The following is a 23,390-nucleotide window of genomic DNA, read 5'->3' as shown; positions in this document are numbered from 1 at the left end:
AGGTGTTGACAAACTCAACACCTGACGCCAACACTGATCGCGCCACCGCCCGCCGGACAAAGGAGTCGCAGTCGTGGCCGAACCCCCATCCGCCACCGAACGGCCGGACGCCGCCGTCGACCGGCCGGCGACCTACCGGACCATCGCGTTGCGCGTGATGCCGCTGCTGGTGATCTGTTACGTGGTCAGCTTCATCGACCGCACCAACATCGGTATCGCGCAGCAGGGCCTCAAGCGCGACCTCGGCTTCGGGCCCGCGGTCTACGGCCTCGGCGTGACCCTGTTCTTCGTCGGGTTCATCCTGTTCGAGGTGCCGAGCAACGCGCTGCTGGCGCGGATCGGCGCGCGCAAGACGCTCGTCCGCATCATGGCCTCGTGGGGCGTGGTGACCGTCGCGACCATGTTCGTGCAGGACGAACTCACCTTCTACCTGGCCAGGTTCCTGCTGGGCGTGACCGAGGCCGGGTTCTTCCCCGGCGCGCTCTACCTGCTCTCGCGCTGGTTCCCCTCGGCCCGCCGCACCCGGATGACCGCGGTCTTCTTCATCGGCGTGCCGGTTTCGGGGGTGCTCGGCTCGCTGGTGTCCGGCTGGATCATGCACACCTTCGGCGGGGTCGGCGGGCTGGCCGACTGGCAGTGGCTGTTCCTGCTCGAAGGCGTGCCGCCGATCCTGCTGGCCGTGCTGGTGCTGTTCTTCCTCGCCGACGAACCCGAGCAGGCGAAGTGGCTCACGCCCGCGCAGAAGGCCGCCGTGCGCGCCGACCTGGAAGCCGACCGGCGACGCAAGGGCGACGTGGCGGACCATGCCGAAGCACACGGGGGACTGCTGGTCGCCCTGCGCGACACCAAGGTGTGGATCCTCGGCCTGTGTGCCTGCGGTGCCTACACGCTGGCGAACGCGGTTTCGTACTGGACCCCGCGGATCATCGCCGACGCCGGGGTCGGCGACGTGCTGAACCTCGGGCTGTTCTCGGCCATCCCGCCGCTGCTGGGCATCGTGGTGATGCTGGTGGTCGGGCGGCACTCCGACCGGACGCTGGAACGCCGCTGGCACGCGGCCACCAGCTGGATCGTGGCCGCGTTCGCGATGCTGGCGCTGTCGGTCTCCGGCGGCAACGTGGTGGTGGTGATCCTGCTGCTGGCGATCATGGCGGCGGCCCACTACTCCGGGCTGACGGTGTTCTACTCGATCCCGTCGATCTACCTGACCGACCGGGCCGCGGCCACCGGCATCGCCGTGGTGACCTCGATGGGTTCCTTCGCCGCGGCCGCCTCGCCCTCGCTGCTCGGCTTCATCCAGTCGGCCACCGGCAGCCTTTCGCTCGGCCTGCAGATCAGCGCCGGCATCGTGCTGCTCGCCGTGGTCCTGCTGCTGACCGGGGTGAAGGCGGGCGATCTCAAGGAGACCCGCCCGGATCGGTGAGCCGGTAACCGGCGCCGGGCAGCGTGGTGATCACCGGCGGATCGCCGAGCTTCCGCCGCAGTCGCCCGATGGTCACGGTGACCGTGTTGGTGAACGGATTGGTGTGCTCGTCCCAGACCCGGTCCAGCAGTTCCTCGGTGCTGCTCCAGGCGGGCCCGGCCTGGAGCAGCGCGGTGAGCAGGTTGAACTCCTTGACCGAGAGGTCGAGCGGACGGCCGTCGCGGGTGGCGGTGCGCCGGATCGGGTCGAGTTCGATGCCCGCGGCGCGCAGGATCCGGGCGCGGGCGGACGGGCGGCGGCGGGCCAGCGCCCGGATCCGCAGCACCAGTTCGGGGAAGTGGAACGGCTTGGCCAGGTAGTCGTCGGCGCCGAGGGTGAGCCCGCTGACCCGCTCGACCGGGGAGCCGGCCGCGGTCAGCATCAGCACCATCGCCCGGTCCTCGCGCTCGGTGATCAGCCCGCAGAGCACGTCGCCGTGGATGCCGGGCAGGTCCCGGTCGAGCACCACCACCTCGTACGGGTGGAGGTCCAGCTTGGCCGCCGCGGTGTGGCCGTCGTACGCGAGGTCGACGGCCATGCCCTGGTCCCGCAGCCCTTCGGCGATCACGTCGGCGAGCGCCCGCGCGTCCTCGACCACCAGCACCCTCATACCGTCACCCGCAATCCGCCGTCAGAGCGCGCTTTCAGCCGGAGACGGCGCCCGTGTGCCTCCGCGATCGCCGCGACGATCGACAGGCCGAGCCCGCTGCCACCGTCCGAAGTGGTCCGATCGGCGGCGAGCCGCCGGAACGGGTCGGCGAGCCGGTCCACGTCGGCCTGGTCGAGCACCGCGCCGCCGGTCTCCACCTCGAACCCGTTGTCGCCGGTGGTGACCCGGATCCAGCCACCGCGTTCGTTGTGCACGATCGCATTGTCGAGCACGTTCGCCACCAGCCGCGACAGCAGCGCCGGGCTGCCGTGGACCCGCGATTCGCCCAGCTCCCGCTCGACCTTGAGGTCCTTCGCCGCGATGTCGGTCTCGCGGGCGCGGAGCGCTTCGGTGACCAGGTCGCGCAGGGAAACTTCGCCCTGGTCGGCAAAGGCGCCGTGCTGGACGCGGGCCAGCGCGAGCAGGCCCTCCAGCAACTGGTCGACCCGGTCGAGTTCGGTGCGGAAGCGCTCGGCCAGCTGGTGGTCGAGCCGCGGTTCCGGCTTCGCCTCCGCGACGTCCAGGGAAGCGCGCATGGTCGCCAGCGGGGTGCGCAGCTCGTGTGAGGCGTTCGCGACGAACCGGCGTTGCGCGGCGAAGGACGCCTCCAGGCGTTCCAGCAGGTCGTCGATGGTGTCGGCGAGGTGCTTGACCTCGTCGGCCGGACCGGGCACGGCCAGCCGCTCGTGCAGGTTCTCGGCGGTGATGCGCCGGGTCGCGGCGGTGATGGTGCGCAGCGGGCGCAGCACCCGCCCGGCGACGAACCGGCCCAGCAGCACCGAAACCACCAGCATCACCCCGAGCGCGATCAGCGAGCCCGCCAGCAACTGCCGCGCCCGCACCACCTCCAGCTGCTCGGGGAAGTCCGCCGGGGCGGTGACGGTGAACAGGTTGGTCAGCACCAGCAGGCCGATGCCGGAGACGAGGAACAGCGAGGCGTAGAGAACGGTGAAGCGCAGCCGGACCGTTCGTTGTGGCTTGCCCATGGCACCAGCATGACCGGCGGGACCTAACAACGGCGTGACAGCGGCGGTTCGGCCGGTGTTATGGCCCGGCCCGTAGACCGGAGCCGTGCAACGAAAACAACTCTTCGCGTTACTCGGCGCCGTGCTTCTGACCGTACTGGCGGGCGTGCTCCCGGCGGTGGCCGATAGGTCGACGTGCAGTGTGGGCACGGTCGAGGTCGCCTGCCCGAGCGATCCGGTGGGACCGGACGGACGCGCGGTCAGCGACCAGTTCGCCTTCGCGCACCGTCCACTCGGGACAGACGGCAGCGTCACTGCCCGGCTCGCCTCGATGTCCGGGGTGATCACGTATCCGCCACCGGACCACGACCGGATCACCGAGGGCCTGGTGCCGTGGGCGAAGGCGGGCCTGATGGTGAAGGACGGGCTCACCCCGGGTTCGTCCTACGCCGCGCTGATGTTCACCGGCAGCCACGGTGTGCGGATGCAGTACGACTACGAGCACGACACCGCGGGCAGCGTCGCCGGTGCGAGCTGGCTGCGGCTGACCCGGTCCGGCGACACGATCACCGGTTACGAGTCGGCCGACGGCCTCAGCTGGACACCGGTCGGCACCGCCGTGCTGGAGGGCCTGCCCGCCACTGTCCAAGTAGGATTCTTCACCGCTTCGCCCGGTGACCTGACCCTGAGCGGGGAGGGCGGTGCCCAGGTCCGGTTCACCCAGGCGACCGCATCCTTCGACCAGATCACCGTGACCGGTGCGGCCGAGGTGGACTGGACCGGCAGCACGATCGGCGAAATGGGGACCACCGACTGGGAACGCCTGCACCGGGCACCCGGGCTCACCCTGGAGAACGGCGTGGTCACGGTGACCGGTTCCGGGGATGTCGGCCCGGTCGGCACGATCGGCGGAGCCTCGCTCGAAAGAGCGTTGCTCGGGCTGCCCGTGCTGATTCTGGTGGTGATCGTGGTGGCCGCCAGGTTCCGCCCTGGTACTGGGCTTCTCGCTTTCGCGGGCCGGTTTCGGGGCGGACGCGTTGTCGCTGTCGGCGGTGCGGGGTTTTTCGCCGGACTGCTCGCCGCCGGGCTGGCGCTTCCGGCAGGCGTGTTGGCCACGCGGATCGCCGGTGGCACCGTGCTTCCGGTCGATGCGCTCATCTGGGTGCGGGTGATCCTCGGTGTCGGCTTGCTGACCGGGGCGATCGCGGTGCTGGCGCATGCTTTGCGGTCCTGGCTGATCACGGCGGCGGTGACGGTGGTGCCGTACGTCCTGGCGCTCGTGCTGCCCGCCGAAGTGGGAGATTGGCTGCTGCGCGTCACGCCCGCCGCCGGGTTCGCCGTGCTGCAGACCGCCGAAGAGTTCCCGCAGGTGCTGGCGGACTATTCCCCTTCGGCGGGCTACTTCCCGCTGCCCGGCTGGGCCGGGCTCGTTGTTACGTGCGCCTTCGCCGCTCTCGCGACAGCCCTCCGACCTTCACCGGGAACCGTTCGGCGCCCAGCTGGGCGAGCGGCCGAGCAGCGCCACGATCCGGTCCAAACCGGACAGTCCGTCGGCGGCGACGGCGGGACCGAAGGCCGCGCCGGGAGCGAGGCGTGACTGTCCATCCGGGACGATCTCGGCGATGCGCGCCGCGGCGTCGAGCACCTCCCGCTGGAAGGTGAGCGGCAGGCCGAGCGTGCGGGCCACGTCCCAGGAGTGCACCACGTAGTCGACGAAGTGGAAGCTGATCGCCTGCTCGGCGGTGAAGGTGAACTCGGTGGTGAACTCGGGCAGCGGGAACTTGCGGTCGGCGATGTCGTCGGCGGCGAAGGCGTTCAGCACCTTGTTCACCGAATCGCGGTAGGTGGCGGCGGGGTCGTCGCCGAGGGGGACCAGCTTCCAGTTCTCCGGGTCCCCGTCACCACCCGCCGCGGCGGCGAAGCCGAGGTGCTGGGTGGTCATGTGCGCGAGCAGGCCGTGCAGGGTCCAGGCCTCGCAGGGTGTCGGTTTGGCCAGGTCCGCGGGTTCGACGCGGTCGACGAGATCAAGGCTGGCACTGGTGGCGAGAGCGTCGAGGATGCGGAGCTCGTTGATAGGCATGTGCACATCATCTACACATGCTTACGGTTGGTCAAGGAGGTTAGGGTCAGCGCATGGCGGAGCGCACCCGGCCGGACCTGGCGGCGATGCTCGGCGGACTGATGCGCCGGCTGATGGCGGCCGAGGCGCCGGTGCTGGCGGAGCACGGCTTGAGCATGTGGGGTTACGTGGTGCTGAGCGCGCTCGACGACGGCCCGGTGCGCACGCAGGCCGCGCTCGCGCGCGCGATCGGCGCGGACAAGACGCGGATCATCGGGACGCTGGACGAACTGCAGGAAGCCGGGCTGATCAGCCGGGACCCGGACCCCGCGGACCGGCGGGTGCGAGTGCTGGCGATCACCGACGAGGGACGCGCCCGGCGGCGGGGCGCGCAGAAGCAGATCCAGGCGCACGAGGACGAACTGCTCGCCGGCCTGCCCGCCACCGACCGGGCGGCTTTCCTGCGCGCCGCACAGGCACTCGCGGAAAGCTAGAGACCGCGGCTGAGTGACTTCAGTCGGGCGATGGCGGTGAGTTCACCGTCGAATTCGAGGCGTACGGCGTCTCGGCCGAAGGCGAAGAGCAGGATTTCCAGCGGTCCGCCGGTGAGCGTGACGGGGTCGGGGCCCTTGAGGACCACCTCACCGTGGCCGGGCGCGCGCAGCAGCACTCCGACGGGTGAGTTCCGCAGGGTGAGCTTGGCGATCGCCCGCACCGAACGCCAGGCGGCGGCGTCCCGCGCGGCCTCGGCCGGGCGGGGTTCCCAGCCTTCCTGGCCGCGGCGCACGTCCTCGTGGTGGACGAGGAACTCGGCGCTGTTGACCAGTTCGTTGAGCGGGGGCAGCCGGGTGGGCCAGAGCAAGGCCGGGCCGGAGCGCACCCGGTCGACCAGCTTCTCCCACGGCTCGGTGGCATAACGCCGCTGGACGGATTCGGTGTGGGAGGCGAGGAACGGCACCAGGATCCCGGCCGCCGCGTCGAGCCGGTGCTCGCGCACGACCAGGTGCGCGGCGAGGTCCCTGGTGCGCCACCCCTCGCACAACGTCGGCGCGTCGGGCCCCAACTCCTCGAACAGCCCGCACAACGCCTGGCGCTCGTCAGTGGCAACTCCCATGTCCGCGACCCTACCCGCCGCCGCCCGTCCGGGGGTGGACGGCGACCCCGCGGTGGTACCCGGACCCGGGCCGATGCGGGACGGCACTGGCGGACCCGCGTGCCTGGGCCGGGTGGCGGGCGACCGGGTTGGGGCCTGGCCGCAGGCCGAGCGGATCCTGGCTGAGGTACCGCGCGATGCCCGGGTCGAAGTACCGGTCGAAGTGGTGGTGCAGCCCGCTTTCCGCATCGGCGTCCCAGCACGGGGCGTCCCAGGCGCAGGACTGCCAGCGCAGCGTGCCATCGCCGTCCAGCAGTTCGGTGGGACTTCCGTCGGCGTCGGTCACGATCGAGCTGAACGTGCCTGGCGAGGACTGGGCCACCAGCCGGCCATCGCGGTCGTGCGCCCAGGTCACCACCGAATCCGTGCCGTCCCGTTCGACGATCTCCGTGCCGCTCCAGGCGTACCGCGTTTCCTCCACCACCGCGCCGGACACCCACCGCTGCTTCGCGAACCGCCTGCCGAGCGCGTCGTACGAGTAGGTCCACCGCGCGCCGTCCGGGGTGGTCAGTTCGGTGAGCCGGTCCAGCCGGTCCCAGGTGAAGGTCCAGGCACCATCGGCCGACCAGCGCTCGGTGACGCGGCCCTGCCGGTCCGCGGTGTACCGGGTGCGGCCCGCTTCGAGCAGCTGGTTGCGGTGGTAGGTCCGGGTTTCCGCACCGGCCTTGGTGATGTTGCCCGCGGCGTCGTACCGGTACCGCCGGGTGCCGCGCGGGCCGGTGCTCTCGGTGACCCGCCCGAGCGCGTCGAGCCGGAGCCGGGTCGGGCCGCCCACCGAGTCGTCGACGGCGATCAGCCGGCCATCGATCCGGTAGGTGAACTCGCGCTTCTTCAGCACCTGCTCACCGTGGGCGAGCACCTGCTCGACGAGCTGGTCCTCGGCGTCGAACCGCTGCGCGAGCACACGCAGCCCGTCCACGAACCGGGTGCGTTCCCGGCCGGCCGCGTCGCGCTCGATCCGGATCTCGTGCCCGGCGAGGGCCAGGCTGTCCGGCCGCCACGAACTGTCCACACCGGACGGTGTGCGCCGGTGCGTGCCTTCGTCGTCGTAGCGCCAGCGCACCTCGTGGCCGTTGACCGACTCGATGAGCACCCGGCCGAGCGCGTCCCGGCTTATCTCCAGCACGGAATCCCGGTTCGCCGCGTGCACCAGGCGGCCGAGCGGGTCGTAGGCGTAGGTGGTGACGTCCTCGGCCGTGCGCTGCTCCACCAGGTTGCCGAGCCGGTCGTAGCGGAACTCGGTGACCTCGCCGAGGCCGTTGGTCAGCCGGGTCAGCTGCCCGGCCACGTCGTAGTCGAAGCTGATCAGGCGGCCGTCGAAGTCCTCCTCCTCGATCAGGCGCCCCGCCGGATCGTAGGCGTAGCGCCAGGTCAGCCCCACCGGATTGGTCACCGAGGTCAGCCGCGCCCGGCCGTCGTAGGTGTAGGTGGTGCGCCCGCCGTCGGCGTCGATCTCGGCGATGAGCAGCCCGAACCGGCCGTAGCGTCGCCGCGAGACCTGCCCGGCCGCGTCGCGGTGCTCGACCGCGTTGCCCTCGGCGTCGAACCGCCACACGTCGCGCCTGCCCAGCGGTCCCTGCCGCACCGCCCGGTGCCCGGCCACGGTCCAGCCGAGCCCGACCGTGGCGCCGGACGCCGTCCGGGCGGTGCGTGGCCTGCCGAAGGCGTCGCGTTCGGCGGACGGGTCGTCGTCCGGTGGCTCGTCGGCGAACGGGCCGTCCGGCCCGGTGGCGCGCCACGGCACGGCGACCCCGACCGGCTCGGCCGGCGGATCGGGCACTGAAGCGTAGGAACGTCGTACGTCCTCAGTGGACACTTCGAGGGTGTCCGGGGAGTAGGAGACCACCGAGCCGTCCGGCCTGATGAGGCCGGTCAGCGCCTCGTCGTAGGTGAACAGCGTGGTCCGGCCCAGCGGGTCGGTGCGTGAGAACAGCCTGCCCCGCTGATCCCAGCTGTAGCCGTGGCGGCCACCGAGCGGGTCGACCTCCTCGGTGAGCCTGCCCGCTTCGTCGAACCGGAACTCGGTGGTGTGGCCGAGCGCGTCGGTGTGCAGCGTGGCGCGGCGCGCGTCGTCGTAGGCGAACGCGCCGGAGAAGAAGCCGTCGGCGCCGATGGTCCGCACGCAGCGCCCGCCGGCGTCGTAGGCGTAGCGGTACCAGGTGCCGACGCGGTCCTGCCAGCCGATGAGCCGGTCGCTGAGGTCGTAGTCGAGCAACATCGGCGGGCCACCGGCATTGGCCACCTGGACGAGCTGGCCGAGCTTGTTGTAACCGAAGCGCACCACGGCGGTGGTGATGCCGTCGCCGACGACGTCGATGCCGGTGATCCGGCCGTCCGCGGTGGTGAACCGGACCTCCTGGCCAGCGGCGCCGCGCAGCACGGCGGGCGCGCCGCCGTCGGTGTACTCGATGGTGGCCGGTGGGGTGCCAGGGTGCTCGATGGCCAGCAGGCGCCGGCCGCCGGGGCCGTGCCCCGGTTCGAACAGCAGGACGCCGTCCGGGGTTTCGACGCGGTCGCCGTCGGCGTGCCGTCGTAGCGGGTGGCCATGACCGGTCAGCGGGAACACGGCGTCCGCGCCGGTGGGGTGCGGGTAACACCGCACCCGGCCGTCGGCGGTGAACAGGCGCAGGTGCAGCTCGTCGGCCAGCAGTTGCTGGTCCAAAGTGGACGCCCAGGACGCGCCGAACCAGCGGCCGGCGCGATAGGACGAGAGATGGGTGCGGCGGAGTACCAGGTCCGGGCGGCCGGTGAGGGTGAGATCGGCCTGTGCCAGTACCACCTCTCCGGTGGCCACGTCGACCGGCCCGCGCTTCTCGGCGAACAGGGGATCGGCCATGTTCGTAGTGAAGGCAAGCCCGGCCGCCGGGACAACAGCCGGGTGCGGAGCGTGCCCGAGCGGTCGCGGGACGTTGCCCGATCATCCTCGCGACCGGGGTGAAAGTGTCCACAATGGACAGCCTTAGCCCGCTTGGTCGTACCGCGTGCCGGGGTGGTGCTCGGCGAGTTCCCGGCCGGCTCGCTCGGCGTGCGCCGCGCAGAGCAGCCGGTCGCCGCCCTCGGTGCCGGTCAGCAGCACCGCCGCCGGTTCCGGGCAGTCGTTTTGGTGGTCACCCAGCCAAAATCGGCCGCAGTCCTGGATCGTGCACCAGGTCCAGTCCGCGGTGGTGGCCAGCGCGAACCCGTGTTCCGGGCAGATCACTCCGGCCCAGCCGCAAACCGGGTTCCGCCGTTGTGCGGCCGGTCGGACAACGGCCGGGTGGCTGCCGCCCGACACACGGAAAAACCTGATCATTCCAGCCCCTTCCGCATGGTCAACACCGATTTCGGCTGCGGGAACCATGCGGGAGAACGGCGTTCGGGTCAACCACCCGGATTCGGCGGGTAGCTCATCACCAACAGCGCGCGTCCCCCGTCCGGCCCGGCGGCGTAGACGTGCGACGCGGCGCCGTCGAAGTGCGCGGTGTCACCGGGCGTCAGGTCGAGCAGGTGCCCGGCCGGGCCGCAGCTCACGGCGCCGCCGACGCAGTGGACCAGCTCCCGCGTGCCCGGCTCGTGCGGGTCGCTTTCGAAGCGGGCGCCGGGCGGCAGCACCAGCTCGAAGACCTCGGTGCGGTGGTGGCTGTGGTCGGTCTGGAGCAGTCGCCCGCGCATGCCGCCGGTGGACTCCACGATCGTGCCCTCGCCGGCGCGCTGGAGCCGGGCGGGCGTGGCGCCGGACCGCTCGATCAGCTGCCCGACGCTCAGGCCGAGCGCGTGCCCCAGCTGCCACAGGGTTTCCAGCGACGGATTGCCCTCGCCGGCCTCGATCCGGGCGAGGCTGGTCTTGGACAGGCCGGTGAGCCTGCCCAGTTCGCCGAGCGACAGGTTGCGCGCCTTGCGGTGGCCACGAACCGTCTCGGCCAGGTGACGGGCGGCGGCAGCCGACGTTGACCGGGTATCCATTGTTCCCTAGATTGGACGTATCGTAACTTCTGTGTGCCACAGCCTAGCGCGAAGGGGAACGGATGCACGACGCGATCCGGGCCTGGCTCGAACCGCGCGCCGACGAGATGGTGGAGCTGCTCACCGAACTGGTCGCCGTCGAAACGGAGAACCCGCCGGGCCGTGATCTCGGCACGTGCGCGCGCCTGCTGCGCGACGCGATGACGCGGCTGGGGCTGGCGCCGGAGGTCATCGAGCTGGCGCCGTCGGGTGAGCTGGAGGAACCGGCCGTGGTGCGCGGCACCGCGGGCGCGGGGGAGGAGCTGCTGTACTTCCACGGCCATTTCGACGTCGTCCCGGTGCAGGACCGCGGTCAGTTCACCCTCGAACGCCGGGACGGCAGGCTGATCGGCCGTGGCACCGCGGACATGAAGGGCGGCCTGGTCAGCATGCTCTACGGTGCCGCGGCCGCGCGGGAACTCGGCCTGCTCGGCGACGGCCGGATCGTGCTGCACCTGGTGTGCGACGAGGAAACCGGCAGTGTCGCGGGCGCCGGGCACCTGCGGGCCGCGGAGCTGGCCGACCCGCGTGCCGTGGCCATGGTGACCGCCGAACCGAGCGGCGGCCGGATCTGGCACGAGGCGTGCGGCGCGATCTCGCTGCGGGTCGACATCCGGGGCCGCGAAGCCCACGTCGGGCAGGCGAACACCGGGGTGAACGCGTTTGCGCACCTGTTACACGTGGCCCGTCCGGTCGAGGCGTACGCCGCCGAGATGGCCGCGCGGGACAACATGGTCGTGGTCGGCGGACTGGCCGGTGGCGGGTCCAACTTCAACGTCGTGCCGGGCGCGGCGTTCTTCACCGTCGACACCCGGTACCAGCCGGAGGAGGACCTCGACGCCGAGCTGAAGCGCCTGACCGGCCTCATCGAGGGTGCCGCCGCGGAGATCGGCGCCGACGTGTCGGTCGAAGTGACCCAGTTGCAGCCGCCCGCGGGCACGTCGCCGACGCATCCGGCCGCGGTCGCGCTGGCTCGGTGCGTCGGCGAGGTCGAGGGCACGCCCGCGCGGTTCGAAAGGTGCGAAGGCATCCTGGACATCCGGTGGTACGCCCAGCTCGGCATTCCCGCGTTCGCCTACGGTGCCGGGCGGCTGGACGTTTCGCACGGCCCCGCCGAGTACGTCGACGAGGCCGCGCTGCACCGGTGCGCCGCCGTCTACGCGTCCTACGCCGCGACGATGCTTGGTGGTCACTAGCCGGTGACCGCCTGGATCGCCGGCATCCGGATGGCGCGGCGGGCCGCGCCGAGGCTGGTGCCAAGCGTCAGCAGCGCCGCGATCGCGACGATCACCCCGTAGATCAGCGGGCTCTGGTCGGGGATCACCGAGCCCGTCCGCAGAATGCTGTACGGCACGATGGCGGCCACCGCGGCCAGTGAGCCGAACAGGATGCCGGTCACCGCGAGCAGCGCGCCCTCCACGCTCACCATGCCCAGCACCTGCGGCGGGGTCGAGCCGGCGAGGCGTTGCGCGCCGAACTCCGCGCGGCGGTGGATGATCGCCGCGGCCAGGGTGTTGACCACCATCACCGCGGCGAACAGCGCGATCATGCCGACCACCACGAAGTTCAGCGTCTCGATGCTCTTGTGCTCCGGCGCCCGCACCACCTTCGCCGAGTTCTCGATCGCCTGCAGGTACAGGGTTCCGGTGGCGATACCGGTGAACAGGATGACCGCGATCAGCCCGTCGGCGAACTGCCGGGTCCGCTGCCGGACGGTGAGCACGGTCAGGTACCCGCCGACCCCGGTCAGCGTGCGCACCGGGTGACCGACCACCGCCAGCGTCGCCCTGGCCAGCGCGGGGGAGAGCACCGCGAGCCCGATCGAGGACAGGATCACCGCCTGCCCGGCGACCGCCATCACCGCCAGGCCGCCACCGGCGAACACGGTCGCGGTCAGCACCCCGCAGGTCAGCCCGGCCAGCAGGACCAGCACCCCGAGCACGACCCGGGTCCGGCTCATCCGCGGGTTCGCGGTCACCGCGAGCATCGCCTGGCGCGCGGTTACCACGGCCGCGCGGCGGGCGGCGGCCACCGCCGCGAGCACGGCCGCGGTGAGCGTGATGCCGAGGCCGACGGTCAGCGCCATGACGCCGAACCGGTGGCCCGTTCCCGGCGCGACCTGGCCGGTGTCGATCAACAGGCGCAGCAGCACCTCGCCGCCGAACATCGCCGGGACGATCGCCAGCAGCCCGGCCACGGCCGCGACCACCGCCGCCTCACCGGCGATCAGCCGCACCGTCTGCGCGGGGGTGGCGCCGATGGCGCGCAACAACGCCATTTCCTTGTTCCGCTGGCGCACCAGCAGGGTCAGCGTGGAGCCGACGGCGAAGGCGACGATGATCAGGCCCCAGCCGCCGACCACCGCGGCGACCAGGTTCAGCGTGCTCGCCGAGGTTTGGTCGACGCCGGTCGCTGTGTCCAACATGGACAGAAAGGTCATCAGGATGAGCGCGCCCAGGAACAGCGCGAGAAAGCTGGCGACGAAACCGCTTGTGCGGTACCGAAGTGAGCGCAGGGCGAGGAGGAACACGGCTCACTCACCCACCGCGATGGCGCGCTGCCGGTCACCCAGGCGCGTCATCAACTCGGCGACCTCCTTCGCGGCCGGGCGGTGCAGGTGGTCCACGATCCGGCCGTCGGCGAGGAAAACGACCGAATCGGCGTAGGCTGCCGCGACCGGGTCGTGCGTGACCAAAACGACGGTCTGCCCCAGGACGCGCACGGATTCGGCCAGCAGTGCGAGCACCTCGCGGGCGGTGTGCGTGTCGAGCGCGCCGGTGGGTTCGTCGGCGAAGATCAGCTGGGGACGGGCCACCAGCGCCCGCGCGATCGCGACGCGTTGTTGCTGCCCGCCGGACAGTTCCGGTGGCCGGTGGTCCGTCCGGTCGCCGAGTCCGGTGCGCACCAGCACTTCCCGGACGAAGGTGGGGTCGATCTTCCTGCCCGCCAAGCGAAGCGGGAGCGTGGTGTTCTGCCAGACGGTGAGCGCGGGCATGAGGTTGAACTGCTGGAAGACAAAGCCGACGCGCGAACGGCGGAACTTCGTCATGGCCGTCTCGCTGCCGTGGGTCAGCGGGGTGCCGTCGATGAACACCTCACCGCCGCTCGGCTGGTCGAGCCCGGCCGCGCAGTGCAGCAGCGTGCTCTTGCCCGAGCCGGACGGGCCCATCACCGCGGTGAAGGTCCCGGCGGCCAGGGTGAGCGTGGCGCCGCGCAGCGCGTGCACCGGGTTTTCCGCGGTGCCGTACACCTTGCTCACCCCGGCGAGCCGGAGCGCCGGTCTTTCCCGCTGGTCCATCGGGTTGCCCCTCTCACGTCGATCCGGCAACGCTACGAAGGGCGGCATGCGGCGGCCATGGGGTCTTCCCCCTGTTCCCCGGTGAGGCCAGCCCCACCCTGCGCGTCACCTCGTGGGACTGGCGGCGCCAGCTCAAGGTCCTGGTCGAGGAGGTCGTTCCCCGCCTGGAACTCGGCCGCTGACATGCTGGAGGCATGACTTCCGAACTGGGCAGGGCGGAGCGGGCACTGCACCACCGCGCGGGGCTGGCCTGCGCGGCGGCGCGGGAAGCCGGGGTGCCGGGCCGTTTCCGGGTGTGGGAGGAGGCGGGCCTGCTCGCGGTGCTGGCCACGGATCCCGCGCTGAGCTTTCTCTCGACGGTGTCCGGCATCTCGCCGGAAAACGCCGCCGCGGCGACGGAACTGGTGCGCGCGGAGAACCTGACCGCGGTGGCGTCCGCCGAGCTCGAACTGACCGGGTTGACGCGGGTCGGTGATCGGGTGCTGGCCGTCCGGCGGCTCGAAGAGCAGCCACCCGAGGCGTGCGTGGCCGAGGCCGGTGACGAGTTCCTCGATGTGCTGCTGGCCGGATACCAGGTGGACGGGGTGGTCGCCGCGTACATCGCGGCCGAGCACTCGATTCCCGCCCTGCGGCGCTTTCTCGTGGTCGAGGACGGGAAGCCGATCGCCGCGGCGGGCATGACCCTGCACGACGAGGTCGCCGTGCTCGGCGGGGCGTCGACGTTGCTCGAACACCGCGGGCGCGGCGCGCAGCCGTGCCTGTTGCGGCATCGTCTCGCCGTGGCCGCGGCGGAGGGGTGCGCCTGGGCGGTGGCGACAGCGCGCCCCGGCTCGGTGAGCGCGGCCAATCTCGCCGCGGCGGGGTTCACCCTGCACCGGCGGTCAGCGTGGCGGCCCGGGACGGCAGCGCGAGGGTAGGCGCCGGCGCCTGCCACGGCTTCGCCGCCGCGCGGAAACGATCCAGGTTCCGTGCGCGATGAGCGGGGAGCGGGGCATTGTCCGCCGCGGTGCTGGGATGAATCTGGGATCGGTCTGGGATCGCGGGGTGGCGGATGTCCGTGGAGTTCGGCTTGCTGGGTGAGGTCCGGGCTCGGGCGGGCGGTGTCGCGGTCGACCTCGGCCACGCGCGCCAGCGCTGCGTGCTGGCGGCGCTGCTGGTGGAGCCGAACCGGCCGCAGGCGCTGGACGTGCTGATCGAGCGGGTGTGGGGCGAGGGCCCGCCGCGTCAGGCACGCAACACCCTCTACGGCTACCTCTACCGGCTGCGGCAGGCGCTGGGCGAAGTGCACGCGGGCATCGACCGCACGGCCGGGGGATATCTGCTGCCGGTCGACGAGGACTCCGTCGACCTGCACCGGTTCCGGCAGCTCGTGCGGAGTGCCGCGGACCAGGACGACGAGGAAGCGCTGACGCGGATGGAGTCGGCGCTCGCGCTGTGGCGCGGGCAGGCGCTCGGCGGCGTGGAGGGGGAGTGGGTCGAATCCGTCCGCCGGACGCTGGAACAGGAGCGCTGGCAGGCGGTGCTGCACCGCAACGACCTCGCCCTGCGCCTTGGCGGGCACGACGCGCTGCTGGCCGAGCTGCCGGAGCTGGCCGCCGCGCACCCGCTGGACGAACGCCTGGCCGGGCAGCTCATGCTCGCGCTCTACCGGTCGGGCAGGCAGGCCGACGCGCTCGGCCGCTACCAGGAGATCCGCCACCGGCTCGCCGAGGAACTGGGCGCCGATCCCGGCCCGCTGCTGCGGAAACTGCACCAGCAGGTGCTGGCCGGGGAACCGGTCAGCGCCACGCGGGCGCCCACTCCGCGCCAGCTGCCGTCGGTGTCGCGGTTGTTCGCCGGCCGGGCCGACCAGCTCGCCAGGATGGACAAGGCACTGGCCGCCGGGGACGCCCCGGCGCTGGCGGTCGTCGGCGCGGCCGGGATCGGGAAAACCACGCTGGTACTGCACTGGGCGCACCGGGCGATCGACCGCTTCCCGGACGGGCAGCTGTACGCCGACCTGCGTGGGTTCGATCCGGCCGGGCCGCCGGTGTCCCCGGCGATCGTGCTGCGCCGGTTCCTCGACGCGCTCGGGGTGCCGGCGGGGTCCGCGCCCGCCGAACCCGACGCGCAGGCCGCGCTCTACCGGAGTCTGGTGGCGGGCAAGCGGATGCTGGTGGTGCTGGACAACGCGCGCGATGCCGAGCAGGTGCTCCCGCTGCTGCCCGGCAACGGCGGCTGCGCCGTGCTCATCACCAGTCGCCACCGGCTCACCGGACTGGCCGCGGGGCACGGATTTCCCTTGCTGGACTTGGAAGTTCTGCCCGACGACGACGCGCGCGAGCTGCTCGCACGCCACCTGTCCGAGCAACGGCTGCGCGAGGAACCGGGTGCGGTCGACAACCTCCTGCGGTGGTGTGGCGGACTGCCGCTGGCACTGGGCCTCATCGCCGCCCGCGCCACCGTGCACCCGGACTTTCCGCTCGCCGCACTGGTCGAGGAACTGCGGGCGGCTGAGGGCTGGGACGCGGGGGAGGCGAGCACGAGCCTGCGTGCGGTGTTCACCGCCTCGTACCGCGTGCTGCCGCCCGACGCCGCCTGGGCGTTCGCACTCCTGGGAATCGCGCCGGGTCCCGACATCGGCCTGCCCGCGGCGGCGGCGTTGCTCGAGCTGCCCGTGCCGCGAGTGCGGGAACTGTTGCGGCACCTGGAGACCGTGCACCTGGTGCGCCAGCACGCGCCCGGCCGCTACCGGATGCACGACCTGGTCCGGACCTACGCCGCCGAGCCGGCCGAGGCCGAGTACCCGGACGACGTGGCACCGGCGCTGCGCCGCGCGATCGACTACTACGCGAAGTCCGGTCTGGCGGCGGAAAGTGTGCTGTACCCGTACGAAACCCCGGCCGTCGTCGGCCCGGCCGAACCGGATCCGGCCATCACGGACGAAGCGACGGCGCTGGCCTGGCTGACCACCGAATACCCGTGCCTGCTGGCGGCGCAGGCGTCGGCCGCGCGACGGGGCTGGGCTCCGGCGGTGTCGCGGCTGGCCTGGGCGCTGGACACTTTCCAGCGGCGGCAAGGACATTCCGAGGACCAGCTCGAGGTGTGGCGGGCCGCGCTGGCGACCGCCGGCGAACCCGATCAGCGTGCCCTGGCCGCGTGGCGGCTCGGTGCCGCGCTCGCCCGTGCCGGTGAACTCACCGAATCCGCGCGGCACCTCGACGACGCGCTGGCGCTGAGCCGCGAATCGGGTGACGTTTCGGCGGAGGCCAACGTGCACCAGGCACTCGCCTGGGTCCACGAGCGCCACGGCGACGACGCGACCGCGCTGCACCACGGGATCAGCGCACTGGACATCCTGCGCGGCCTCGGTGTGCCGATGCGCGAGGCGCACGCCCTCAACCAGGCAGGCTGGTACGCGGCGAAAGTCGGCGATCTCGCGCGGGCGCAGCGGTGGTGCGAGGACGCGCTGGAGATCTGCCGCCGTCACGGAGACCGCGACGCGGAGGCGCGGACGCTGGACAGCCTCGGCTACATCGCCCACCTCGATGGCCGGTACGACGACGCGATCTCGCACTACGACGAGGCACTGGCCCGCTTCGACGACGTCGGCGCGCTCTACGACTACGCCGACACGCTGGAACGACTGGCGGACAGCCTGTCGGCCGCCGGGCAGGCCGAGCGTGCGCGGTCCAGCTGGCGCACGGCGCTGTCGATGTTCGCCGACCAGCACCGTGAGTCCGATGTGGACCGTCTACGGGCGCGTCTGGGCCCGCTCAGTCGATGACCGCGGTGGCCTCGATTTCGACCAGCAGGTCGGGCTCGGCCAGCGCGGCGACGCCGATGCCGGTCAGCGGCGCCGAAGGCGTGACGCCGAGCTTCGCGGACGCCCTGGCCAGGCCCTCGGCGAACAGCGGCATCTTCTCCGGCGTCCAGTCGACCAGGTAGACGGTCAGCTTCGCCACGTCGTCGAAGGTGGCGCCCGCCTCGGCCAGCGCGGTGCCGAGATTGAGGTAGCACTGCTCGACCTGCGTGGCGAAATCGCCTTCGCCGACCTTGCCGCCGTCGGCGTCGCGGGCGACCTGACCGGCGACAAAAACCAGCTTCGAGCCGGTGGCGATGGACACCTGCCGGTAGAGGCCGACCTTCGGCAGTCCTGCGGGATCGACCAGGTTGATGGCCATGTGCTGACTCCTCGTGGTGCGCCGGTGGGGTTCGTGACCCCATTCTATAGCAAAGCTATGCTATGTAATCTGGGCCCATGGCCAGGTCGAAGGATCCAGCGGTGCGCACCCTGCTGATCGAACGGGCCGCGCAGATGCTCCGCACCCGCGAGCCGATCACGCTGCGCTCGCTGGTGGCCGGGACCGCCGTGTCGACGATGGCCGTCTACACCCACTTCGGCAGCATGGACGGCATGTGGCAGGCCCTGCGGCAGGAGGGCTTCACCCGGCTGGCGGCGCGGTTCGCGGCGGTGGAACTCTCGGCCGACCCGGTCCGCGACCTCGCCGCGCTGATGGCCGCCTACCTGCGGAACGCGCTGGAGCACCCCGACCTCTACCGGGTCATGTTCGACGCGAACTTCGAGTTGGAGGACCTCAAGGCCGCGGACGCCACGCTGGAGTACCTGGTCCAGGCAGCCGACCGGGGACGGCGGGCGGGCCGTTTCAAGGCCGGCATCGTGCCGCTGGACCTGGCGATCCAGACCTGGGCCATCGGCCACGGCCTGGTTTCCCTGGTGGCGGGCGGTCCGCTGCCACGCGAGACCCTCGACCACGGCGCGCCGATGCTGGCCGCGCTCTACGTCGGCGTCGGAGACGATCCCGCCGACTGCCGCGCCTCGATCGACCGCGGTTGGGCCCTGCTGGACAGCGCCTAAGCGCTGATCAGGTTCATCAGCAGGTCGACGGTGCGTTCGGCGGCCGGGTGCGCCACGGCCGACTTCTTCACCGCGACGCTGATGTGCCGCACCGGGCGCGGCGCCACCACCGGGACCGTGGTCAGCCCGTCAGGCAGTTCGCGGATGCCCAGCTCCGGAATCACCGTGATGCCGATTCCCGTTGCCACAAAAGAGATCGCTGTCCGGTAGTCATGCGTCTCCACGGCGAACCGCGGGGTGAACCCGGCCTGGGCGCACGCGGTGACCAGGATCTGGCGGCAGGCGCCCTGCCGCAGGTCGTTGTCCACCCACGAGTGCTCGGCCAGGTCGGCGAGCGGGACCTCCTCGGCGTCGGCCAGCGGGTCGTCGGTGCGGACCACCGCCAGGTACGGGTCGTCGACGAGCCGGTGCACCTCGACGTGGGTGGCGCGTTCGACGGCGCTGCCCTCGACGAAGATGTCCACGTCCGGGTCACCACCGGTGAACTCGGTCAGCCGCAGGTCCAGCCGCAATTCGGGGAACTCGGCGCGCAGCGTGGCCACCACCGGCGCCAGCCAGGTCTCGCCGGCCGAGCCGAAGTAGCCGATCGACAGGCTGCCCACCCGCCCGGCCCGCAGATCACCGACCACCTGCTCGACCTGGCTCAGCGCCTCGAACAGGGTCTCCGCCTCGGCGGCGAGCGTGCGCCCGGCGGTGGTCGGCTCGATGCCGCGACCGGCCCGTTCGAACAGCCGGAGGCCGGTTTCCCGTTGCAGCGCGGCGAGTTGCTGGCTCACCGCGGACGGCGTATAGCCGAGCGCGGTGGCGCTCGCCCGGATCGAACCGGTGGCGATGACGGCCCGCAGCACGCGGAGCCGGAGCAGGTCCAGCATGCGCTCGACTGTACAGTGCGCCTTAACGATTGTGTAGGATTAATCGCTTGTGCTGTTGAAACGCACTGGCGACGATAGCCGGGTGACCGAACTCCAGACCACTCCCGCCGCTGCCCCCACCGAACCCACTGCCCCAAGCCGACTGCCGGGTGCCGGCAAGACCGCCGCCGCCGTTGTGCTCACCGTGGTGCTGTGGGCCTCGGCGTTCGTGGCCATCCGCGACGTCGGGCACACGCTCTCACCCGCGCCGATGGCGCTGGCCCGGCTCGCCGTCGCGGCCGTCGCTCTGTCGGTGCTGGTGGCCTTTCGCCACCGCCGGTCGCGGATCGTGCTGCCACCGCGCAAATCGCTGCTGCTGATCTCCGTGTACGCGGTGCTGTGGCTGGCCGGGTACACCGTTGCGCTCAACGCCGCCGAACGTCACGTCGACGCGGGTACCGCGGCGCTGCTGGTGAACATCGCGCCGCTGCTGGTCGCCGTGCTGGCCGGGAAGGTGCTCGGTGAGGGCTATTCGCGGCCGCTGATCATCGGCTCGGTGGTGGCGATGGGCGGGGTCGCGATCATCGCGGCGGGCGGGGACTCGCAGCGCGACTGGATCGGCATTGTCCTTTGTGTACTCGCGGCCCTGCTGTACGCCGCCGGGGTGCTGGTGCAGAAGGTGACCCTGCGCTCGGTGGACGGGCTGACCGCGATCTGGCTCGGCTGCGTGATCGCCACGGTCTCGTTGCTGCCGTGGGCCCCGCAGCTGATCGGCGAACTGCGCGCCGCGCCGGCCGGTGCCGTGCTCGGGGTGGTCTACCTGGGACTGTTCCCGACCGCGATCGGGTTCACCGCCTGGGCCTACGCGCTGCGCCGGATGGACGCCGGGCGCCTCAGCGCGACGACCTACGCGGTGCCCGCGGTGTCCGTGCTGCTGTCGTGGGTCCTGCTGGCCGAGGTGCCCACCGGGTACGGCCTGCTCGGCGGTGCCATCTGTCTGGTCGGAGTGGCCATCTCGCGCCGCCGGGGCAAGTAGGCTGACCGCGCATCCCGTTCTGCCGGAAGGAAAACGATGACGGTCCGCCCGCTCAGGCACGAGCTGACCTACGCGCTGGCGGACGCCGCGCCCGACGGCTGGCTCCGGGTGGACCTGAACTGCCGGATCACCGGCGACGCGCTCGACTGCGCCGCCGACGTCCTGCTGGCCGACGGCACCGTCACCACGATGGAGGTGCCGCCGGAAGCGGTGGAGTTCGCGGCCGGTCTGCGCCGCGAAACCGGGTGGGCCGCCATGCGGTTCCTGGTCGATCCGCCGACGCGGTTCCGCTTCATCCAGCGGAAGGAGCCGGATCCCGGCCCCGCCGCGGAAGGCCCGCTCAGTGCCGAGGAGCAGAACCACCTGTGGACGCGGATCGCCAATCTTGTCGCGCGGCACGTGCCGACGGACTGGGGCCACGTCACGCTGACCTACCGGGCGATCGGCGACCACATCGAACTGACGGTGCTGGTGCGGCGGCTCAGCGACGGTGGCTGGTACCGGTGGGATCCGCCCGAGGGTGTCGCCGAGCGGCTGGCCCGGCTGCGTGCCGGGATGTACCGGCCCGGCCGGGGCACCTGGTTCCAAGCCGTCGGCGACGTGCTGCATGACATCAGCATCGAATACGAGTACACCTGGGACGCCCAGCCCGCGTGGGACGCCGACGTGCCGATGTCGGCGCTGGCCGGGGAACTGACCACGTTCCGGCGTGAGGCGGCGCGGATACCGGGCTGGCTGAGGGACCGCGTCGGCGCGGTGGCGGTGGCGACCCTCGGCGGTGCGGCCGAAGCCTTGCGTGCGGCCGAAGACGCCGCCGCCGAACTGGAACTGGACCCGGCGCGCTATCGCGTCGGCGAAGCAGCCGACGGTGCCTGGTGCCTGGTTCCGGAGGACGACCGCTGGGCGGTGTACCTGTCGTTGGGCGGGAAGCAGTTGGCGCGCGAGGGCTTCGACACCGCATCGGAAGCGGTACGGTACTTCGTCGGGCACTTGTACCTGTACCGGACCGCCTTCCGCGACGAACTGCCGCCCGACGCCAAGCGGCAGACCGACGAGTGGCCGATCCAGCCGGTCGGCGGGGACGTCGGATTGCAGCTCTACGGCGGAAAGCGGATCGTCACCCTGCCGCCTGGCACCGAAATGGACCGTTACGGCGACCCGTCCGGCAACACGCTGTACGCCGCGCGGACCGAGTTCACCCACCGCTCGCAGCCCGCCGAGGACCAGCAGCTCGAATTCCACGTCTACCGCTCGCGGCGCCCGGTGCGCGCGATCGTCGGCTCGCCGATCCCGTGGTACGACCAGACCGGCGGGGGCACCGCGTACGTGCTGGAGCGATCGATCGCCGACCTGCTGGCAGACGGGGTCCTGGAGGAGATCGAGCAGGCGACCACGCGACCGCCTGACTGAAGGTCAACCGCTCAGTGCGGTGATCAGTTCGTCACGGCCGTGCACACCGGTTTTGCGGAAGATCGCCCGGAGGTGGTCGTTGACGGTGTGCACGGACAGGCCGAGCCGCCGGGCGATCTGCTTGGGGGCGGCCGCGTCGCGGAGCTGTTCGACGACCTGCCGTTCGCGGGCGGTGAGGCCGTACCAGGAGCAGAGCACGGGCAGCAGCTGCGCCGCTGTCGCCGACTGGATCACCACGGATACGTCGTCGCCGAGGCGTTCGGCCTGGCAGGCGATCCACCGGCCGTAGAAGGCAGGTGGACCGACCACGAGCGGAGCGGCCCCGGCGCGGGCGGCGGCGGACAGGCCGCCGAAGAAGGCCTTGCCGGTCCACGCCGGTGCGGCCTGCCGGTCGGCCAGGCAAGCCCGCCATTCGACGGCGTTCGCCGTGGCCGCGCGGACCTCGTGGTCCGGTCCGACGATGAGCACCCCCGGCGACGGGCTCGGCGAGGCCGGGCACAGCGGGACGGCGGTGACGTACTCACGCAGGAACGCGACCAGCGTCGGGGTCAGCCGCGCCGCCGCGGCGATGTCGTCCGCATCGAACTGCCTGCCGCCTTCGGTGCGCAACAGGCCGAGCGTGCCCCACACGCCGCGCGCGTCCCGCAGCAGCATGCGCAGCTCGCTGCCGACGCCGTGCCCGGTGAACAGCTGCCGCGCCGCCCGATGCCGCCGATCCCGCTCCGGGGTCAGCCCGACCACGGCGGCGGGGACCTGGCGGGACGCGAGATCCGCCCATTGGTACGGATCGTTCCCGGTGTGGCAGCCGCGCAGCAGGGCCCGGCTGAAGTCGGCTTCGTAGCCGTGCCAGAAGGAGAACGAGCAGATGGCCAGGTCGGGCCGCGGTTCGGCGCCGGCCAGCCGGATGGCGTCGTGTGGCACCGCGGCGGAGAGGGCCCGCGAAAGCGCCGCCCCCGTCTCGACCCAAGTAACCCCGCGCCCGGCTGCCGCGACCAGTTCCCGCAGCGGCCGTCCCCCCGATCGGCTCACGTGATCGAGCATGACCCGCCCGCGCTCGTGAGCGCAAGACCGCTTTCGTGGCAACCCCCGAGTTTCGGGATGTCCGGCGGCCCTCGCCGAAGCCATCGTGGATCTCGGCAACAGAACGACGAGAGGGGACGGACATGCGGGGTTACATGGCGAAGCGGGTCGCTGGGGGACTGGGCGCGCTGGTGCTGGCGGGCGCGGGACTGGGCACGGCGTCGGCGGCGGGGGAGACCGAGCAGGCGGGGGTGCTGCTCGTGTCGAAGATGAGCAACCAGTGCCTCGAGGTCCGCGGCGGCAACCTGGGTGACGGCGGGAGCGTGGCGATGTGGTCGTGCACCGGCAGCCCCGGCCAGCGGTGGTCCAGATCCGACTTGGACTACCGCAACGACCACAGCGGGAAGTGTCTCGACATCAACGACGCCAATGGGGCCACCGGCGCCGGGCTCAACCAGTGGACCTGCCACGGCGGTTCGCCGCAGCAGTGGTTCTTCAACGGCAGCGAACTGCGCAACGCCAACAACAAGTGCCTGACGGTGCCCGCCGCGAACCGGTTCAACGGCGCGGCGGTGGTGATGTGGGACTGCGTCGGCGCCGCCGACCAGCAGTGGCAGATCGGCTGACGCCCGGACCGGGTGCGGGGTG

General features: G+C 71.9%; 21 protein-coding genes. 9 read left to right on the top strand and 12 right to left on the bottom strand.

Going from position 1 to position 23,390, the window contains the following annotated elements:
* Positions 1 to 73 precede the first annotated feature (73 nt).
* Positions 74 to 1,423, top strand: coding sequence for an MFS transporter (locus YIM_RS34635; RefSeq protein ID WP_228004203.1), 1,350 nt, complete (start codon positions 74 to 76; stop codon positions 1,421 to 1,423).
* On the opposite strand, the gene YIM_RS34630 is transcribed toward YIM_RS34635, so the two are convergent.
* The 3 genes from YIM_RS34630 to YIM_RS34620 all read right to left on the bottom strand — a co-directional run bounded on the left by YIM_RS34630 (position 1,398) and on the right by YIM_RS34620 (position 5,156).
* On the bottom strand, positions 1,398 to 2,072 hold the full coding sequence (locus tag YIM_RS34630) for a response regulator transcription factor (RefSeq protein ID WP_194239851.1): 675 nt from the start codon (positions 2,070 to 2,072) through the stop codon (positions 1,398 to 1,400). The genes YIM_RS34635 and YIM_RS34630 overlap by 26 nt on opposite strands.
* Entirely contained in the window at positions 2,069 to 3,097 is a 1,029-nt protein-coding gene (locus tag YIM_RS34625; RefSeq protein WP_153034315.1) for a HAMP domain-containing sensor histidine kinase, read from the bottom strand. Before YIM_RS34625 ends, YIM_RS34630 begins: the two co-directional genes overlap by 4 nt.
* Before the next feature lie 1,453 nt (positions 3,098 to 4,550).
* Positions 4,551 to 5,156, bottom strand: coding sequence for a TIGR03086 family metal-binding protein (locus YIM_RS34620; RefSeq protein WP_153034314.1), 606 nt, complete (start codon positions 5,154 to 5,156; stop codon positions 4,551 to 4,553).
* Positions 5,157 to 5,209: 53 nt separating this feature from the next.
* Here YIM_RS34620 and YIM_RS34615 point away from each other — a divergent pair, with 53 nt between their 5' ends.
* Positions 5,210 to 5,629 carry a MarR family winged helix-turn-helix transcriptional regulator gene (locus tag YIM_RS34615; RefSeq protein WP_153034313.1) on the top strand — a complete coding sequence of 140 codons (420 nt, stop codon included), beginning with the start codon at positions 5,210 to 5,212 and terminating at the stop codon, positions 5,627 to 5,629.
* Here the strand turns inward: YIM_RS34615 and YIM_RS34610 are convergent.
* The 4 genes from YIM_RS34610 to YIM_RS34595 all read right to left on the bottom strand — a co-directional run bounded on the left by YIM_RS34610 (position 5,626) and on the right by YIM_RS34595 (position 10,230).
* Positions 5,626 to 6,249, bottom strand: a complete 624-nt coding sequence (locus tag YIM_RS34610) for a TIGR03085 family metal-binding protein (RefSeq protein ID WP_153034312.1) — start codon at positions 6,247 to 6,249, stop codon at positions 5,626 to 5,628. The genes YIM_RS34615 and YIM_RS34610 overlap by 4 nt on opposite strands.
* A gap of 10 nt (positions 6,250 to 6,259) precedes the next feature.
* Positions 6,260 to 9,124 carry a DUF6531 domain-containing protein gene (locus YIM_RS34605; RefSeq protein ID WP_153034311.1) on the bottom strand — a complete coding sequence of 955 codons (2,865 nt, stop codon included), beginning with the start codon at positions 9,122 to 9,124 and terminating at the stop codon, positions 6,260 to 6,262.
* A gap of 123 nt (positions 9,125 to 9,247) precedes the next feature.
* Positions 9,248 to 9,580, bottom strand: a complete 333-nt coding sequence (locus tag YIM_RS34600; protein WP_153034310.1) for a hypothetical protein — start codon at positions 9,578 to 9,580, stop codon at positions 9,248 to 9,250.
* 68 nt (positions 9,581 to 9,648) lie between these two features.
* Positions 9,649 to 10,230, bottom strand: coding sequence for a helix-turn-helix domain-containing protein (locus YIM_RS34595; RefSeq protein ID WP_153034309.1), 582 nt, complete (start codon positions 10,228 to 10,230; stop codon positions 9,649 to 9,651).
* 62 nt (positions 10,231 to 10,292) lie between these two features.
* Between YIM_RS34595 and YIM_RS34590 the strand changes: the two genes are divergently transcribed.
* Complete coding sequence (locus tag YIM_RS34590; protein WP_153034308.1) at positions 10,293 to 11,465, top strand: M20/M25/M40 family metallo-hydrolase; 1,173 nt, start codon at positions 10,293 to 10,295, stop codon at positions 11,463 to 11,465.
* Here YIM_RS34590 and YIM_RS34585 read toward each other — a convergent pair.
* Both YIM_RS34585 and YIM_RS34580 read right to left on the bottom strand, forming a co-directional pair.
* Positions 11,462 to 12,694 (bottom strand): FtsX-like permease family protein, encoded by a 1,233-nt coding sequence (locus YIM_RS34585; protein ID WP_228004202.1) that lies wholly within the window; start codon positions 12,692 to 12,694, stop codon positions 11,462 to 11,464. The genes YIM_RS34590 and YIM_RS34585 overlap by 4 nt on opposite strands.
* Before the next feature lie 108 nt (positions 12,695 to 12,802).
* Positions 12,803 to 13,567, bottom strand: a complete 765-nt coding sequence (locus YIM_RS34580) for an ABC transporter ATP-binding protein (protein ID WP_153034307.1) — start codon at positions 13,565 to 13,567, stop codon at positions 12,803 to 12,805.
* Positions 13,568 to 13,761: 194 nt separating this feature from the next.
* On the opposite strand from YIM_RS34580, the gene YIM_RS34575 reads away from it, so the two are divergent.
* Together YIM_RS34575 and YIM_RS34570 are read left to right on the top strand one after the other, a co-directional pair.
* The gene (locus tag YIM_RS34575; protein ID WP_153034306.1) at positions 13,762 to 14,484 is read left to right on the top strand and encodes a hypothetical protein; all 723 of its coding nucleotides are present in this window, start codon (positions 13,762 to 13,764) and stop codon (positions 14,482 to 14,484) included.
* 134 nt (positions 14,485 to 14,618) lie between these two features.
* A complete protein-coding gene (locus YIM_RS34570) occupies positions 14,619 to 17,333 on the top strand; it encodes a BTAD domain-containing putative transcriptional regulator (protein ID WP_153034305.1) in 2,715 nt (904 codons plus the stop codon).
* On the opposite strand, the gene YIM_RS34565 is transcribed toward YIM_RS34570, so the two are convergent.
* Complete coding sequence (locus tag YIM_RS34565; protein WP_153034304.1) at positions 17,323 to 17,730, bottom strand: RidA family protein; 408 nt, start codon at positions 17,728 to 17,730, stop codon at positions 17,323 to 17,325. The genes YIM_RS34570 and YIM_RS34565 overlap by 11 nt on opposite strands.
* 77 nt (positions 17,731 to 17,807) lie before the next feature.
* Here YIM_RS34565 and YIM_RS34560 point away from each other — a divergent pair, with 77 nt between their 5' ends.
* The gene (locus tag YIM_RS34560; protein WP_153034303.1) at positions 17,808 to 18,425 is read left to right on the top strand and encodes a TetR/AcrR family transcriptional regulator; all 618 of its coding nucleotides are present in this window, start codon (positions 17,808 to 17,810) and stop codon (positions 18,423 to 18,425) included.
* Here YIM_RS34560 and YIM_RS34555 read toward each other — a convergent pair.
* Entirely contained in the window at positions 18,422 to 19,297 is an 876-nt protein-coding gene (locus tag YIM_RS34555) for a LysR family transcriptional regulator (RefSeq protein WP_153034302.1), read from the bottom strand. The genes YIM_RS34560 and YIM_RS34555 overlap by 4 nt on opposite strands.
* Before the next feature lie 82 nt (positions 19,298 to 19,379).
* On the opposite strand from YIM_RS34555, the gene YIM_RS34550 reads away from it, so the two are divergent.
* Complete coding sequence (locus YIM_RS34550) at positions 19,380 to 20,312, top strand: DMT family transporter (RefSeq protein WP_153034301.1); 933 nt, start codon at positions 19,380 to 19,382, stop codon at positions 20,310 to 20,312.
* Positions 20,313 to 20,348: 36 nt separating this feature from the next.
* Complete coding sequence (locus YIM_RS34545) at positions 20,349 to 21,722, top strand: TNT domain-containing protein (RefSeq protein ID WP_153034300.1); 1,374 nt, start codon at positions 20,349 to 20,351, stop codon at positions 21,720 to 21,722.
* A gap of 3 nt (positions 21,723 to 21,725) precedes the next feature.
* Here YIM_RS34545 and YIM_RS34540 read toward each other — a convergent pair whose 3' ends face one another.
* Positions 21,726 to 22,751, bottom strand: a complete 1,026-nt coding sequence (locus YIM_RS34540; protein ID WP_228004201.1) for a helix-turn-helix transcriptional regulator — start codon at positions 22,749 to 22,751, stop codon at positions 21,726 to 21,728.
* A gap of 134 nt (positions 22,752 to 22,885) precedes the next feature.
* Between YIM_RS34540 and YIM_RS34535 the strand changes: the two genes are divergently transcribed.
* Positions 22,886 to 23,368: an RICIN domain-containing protein gene (locus YIM_RS34535; protein WP_153034298.1), complete on the top strand. Its 483-nt coding sequence runs from the start codon at positions 22,886 to 22,888 to the stop codon at positions 23,366 to 23,368.
* Positions 23,369 to 23,390 lie beyond the last annotated feature (22 nt).

The organism is Amycolatopsis sp. YIM 10 (assembly GCF_009429145.1).
Lineage (GTDB): Bacteria > Actinomycetota > Actinomycetes > Mycobacteriales > Pseudonocardiaceae > Amycolatopsis.
This window is presented reverse-complemented; position numbering and strand designations above follow the sequence as displayed.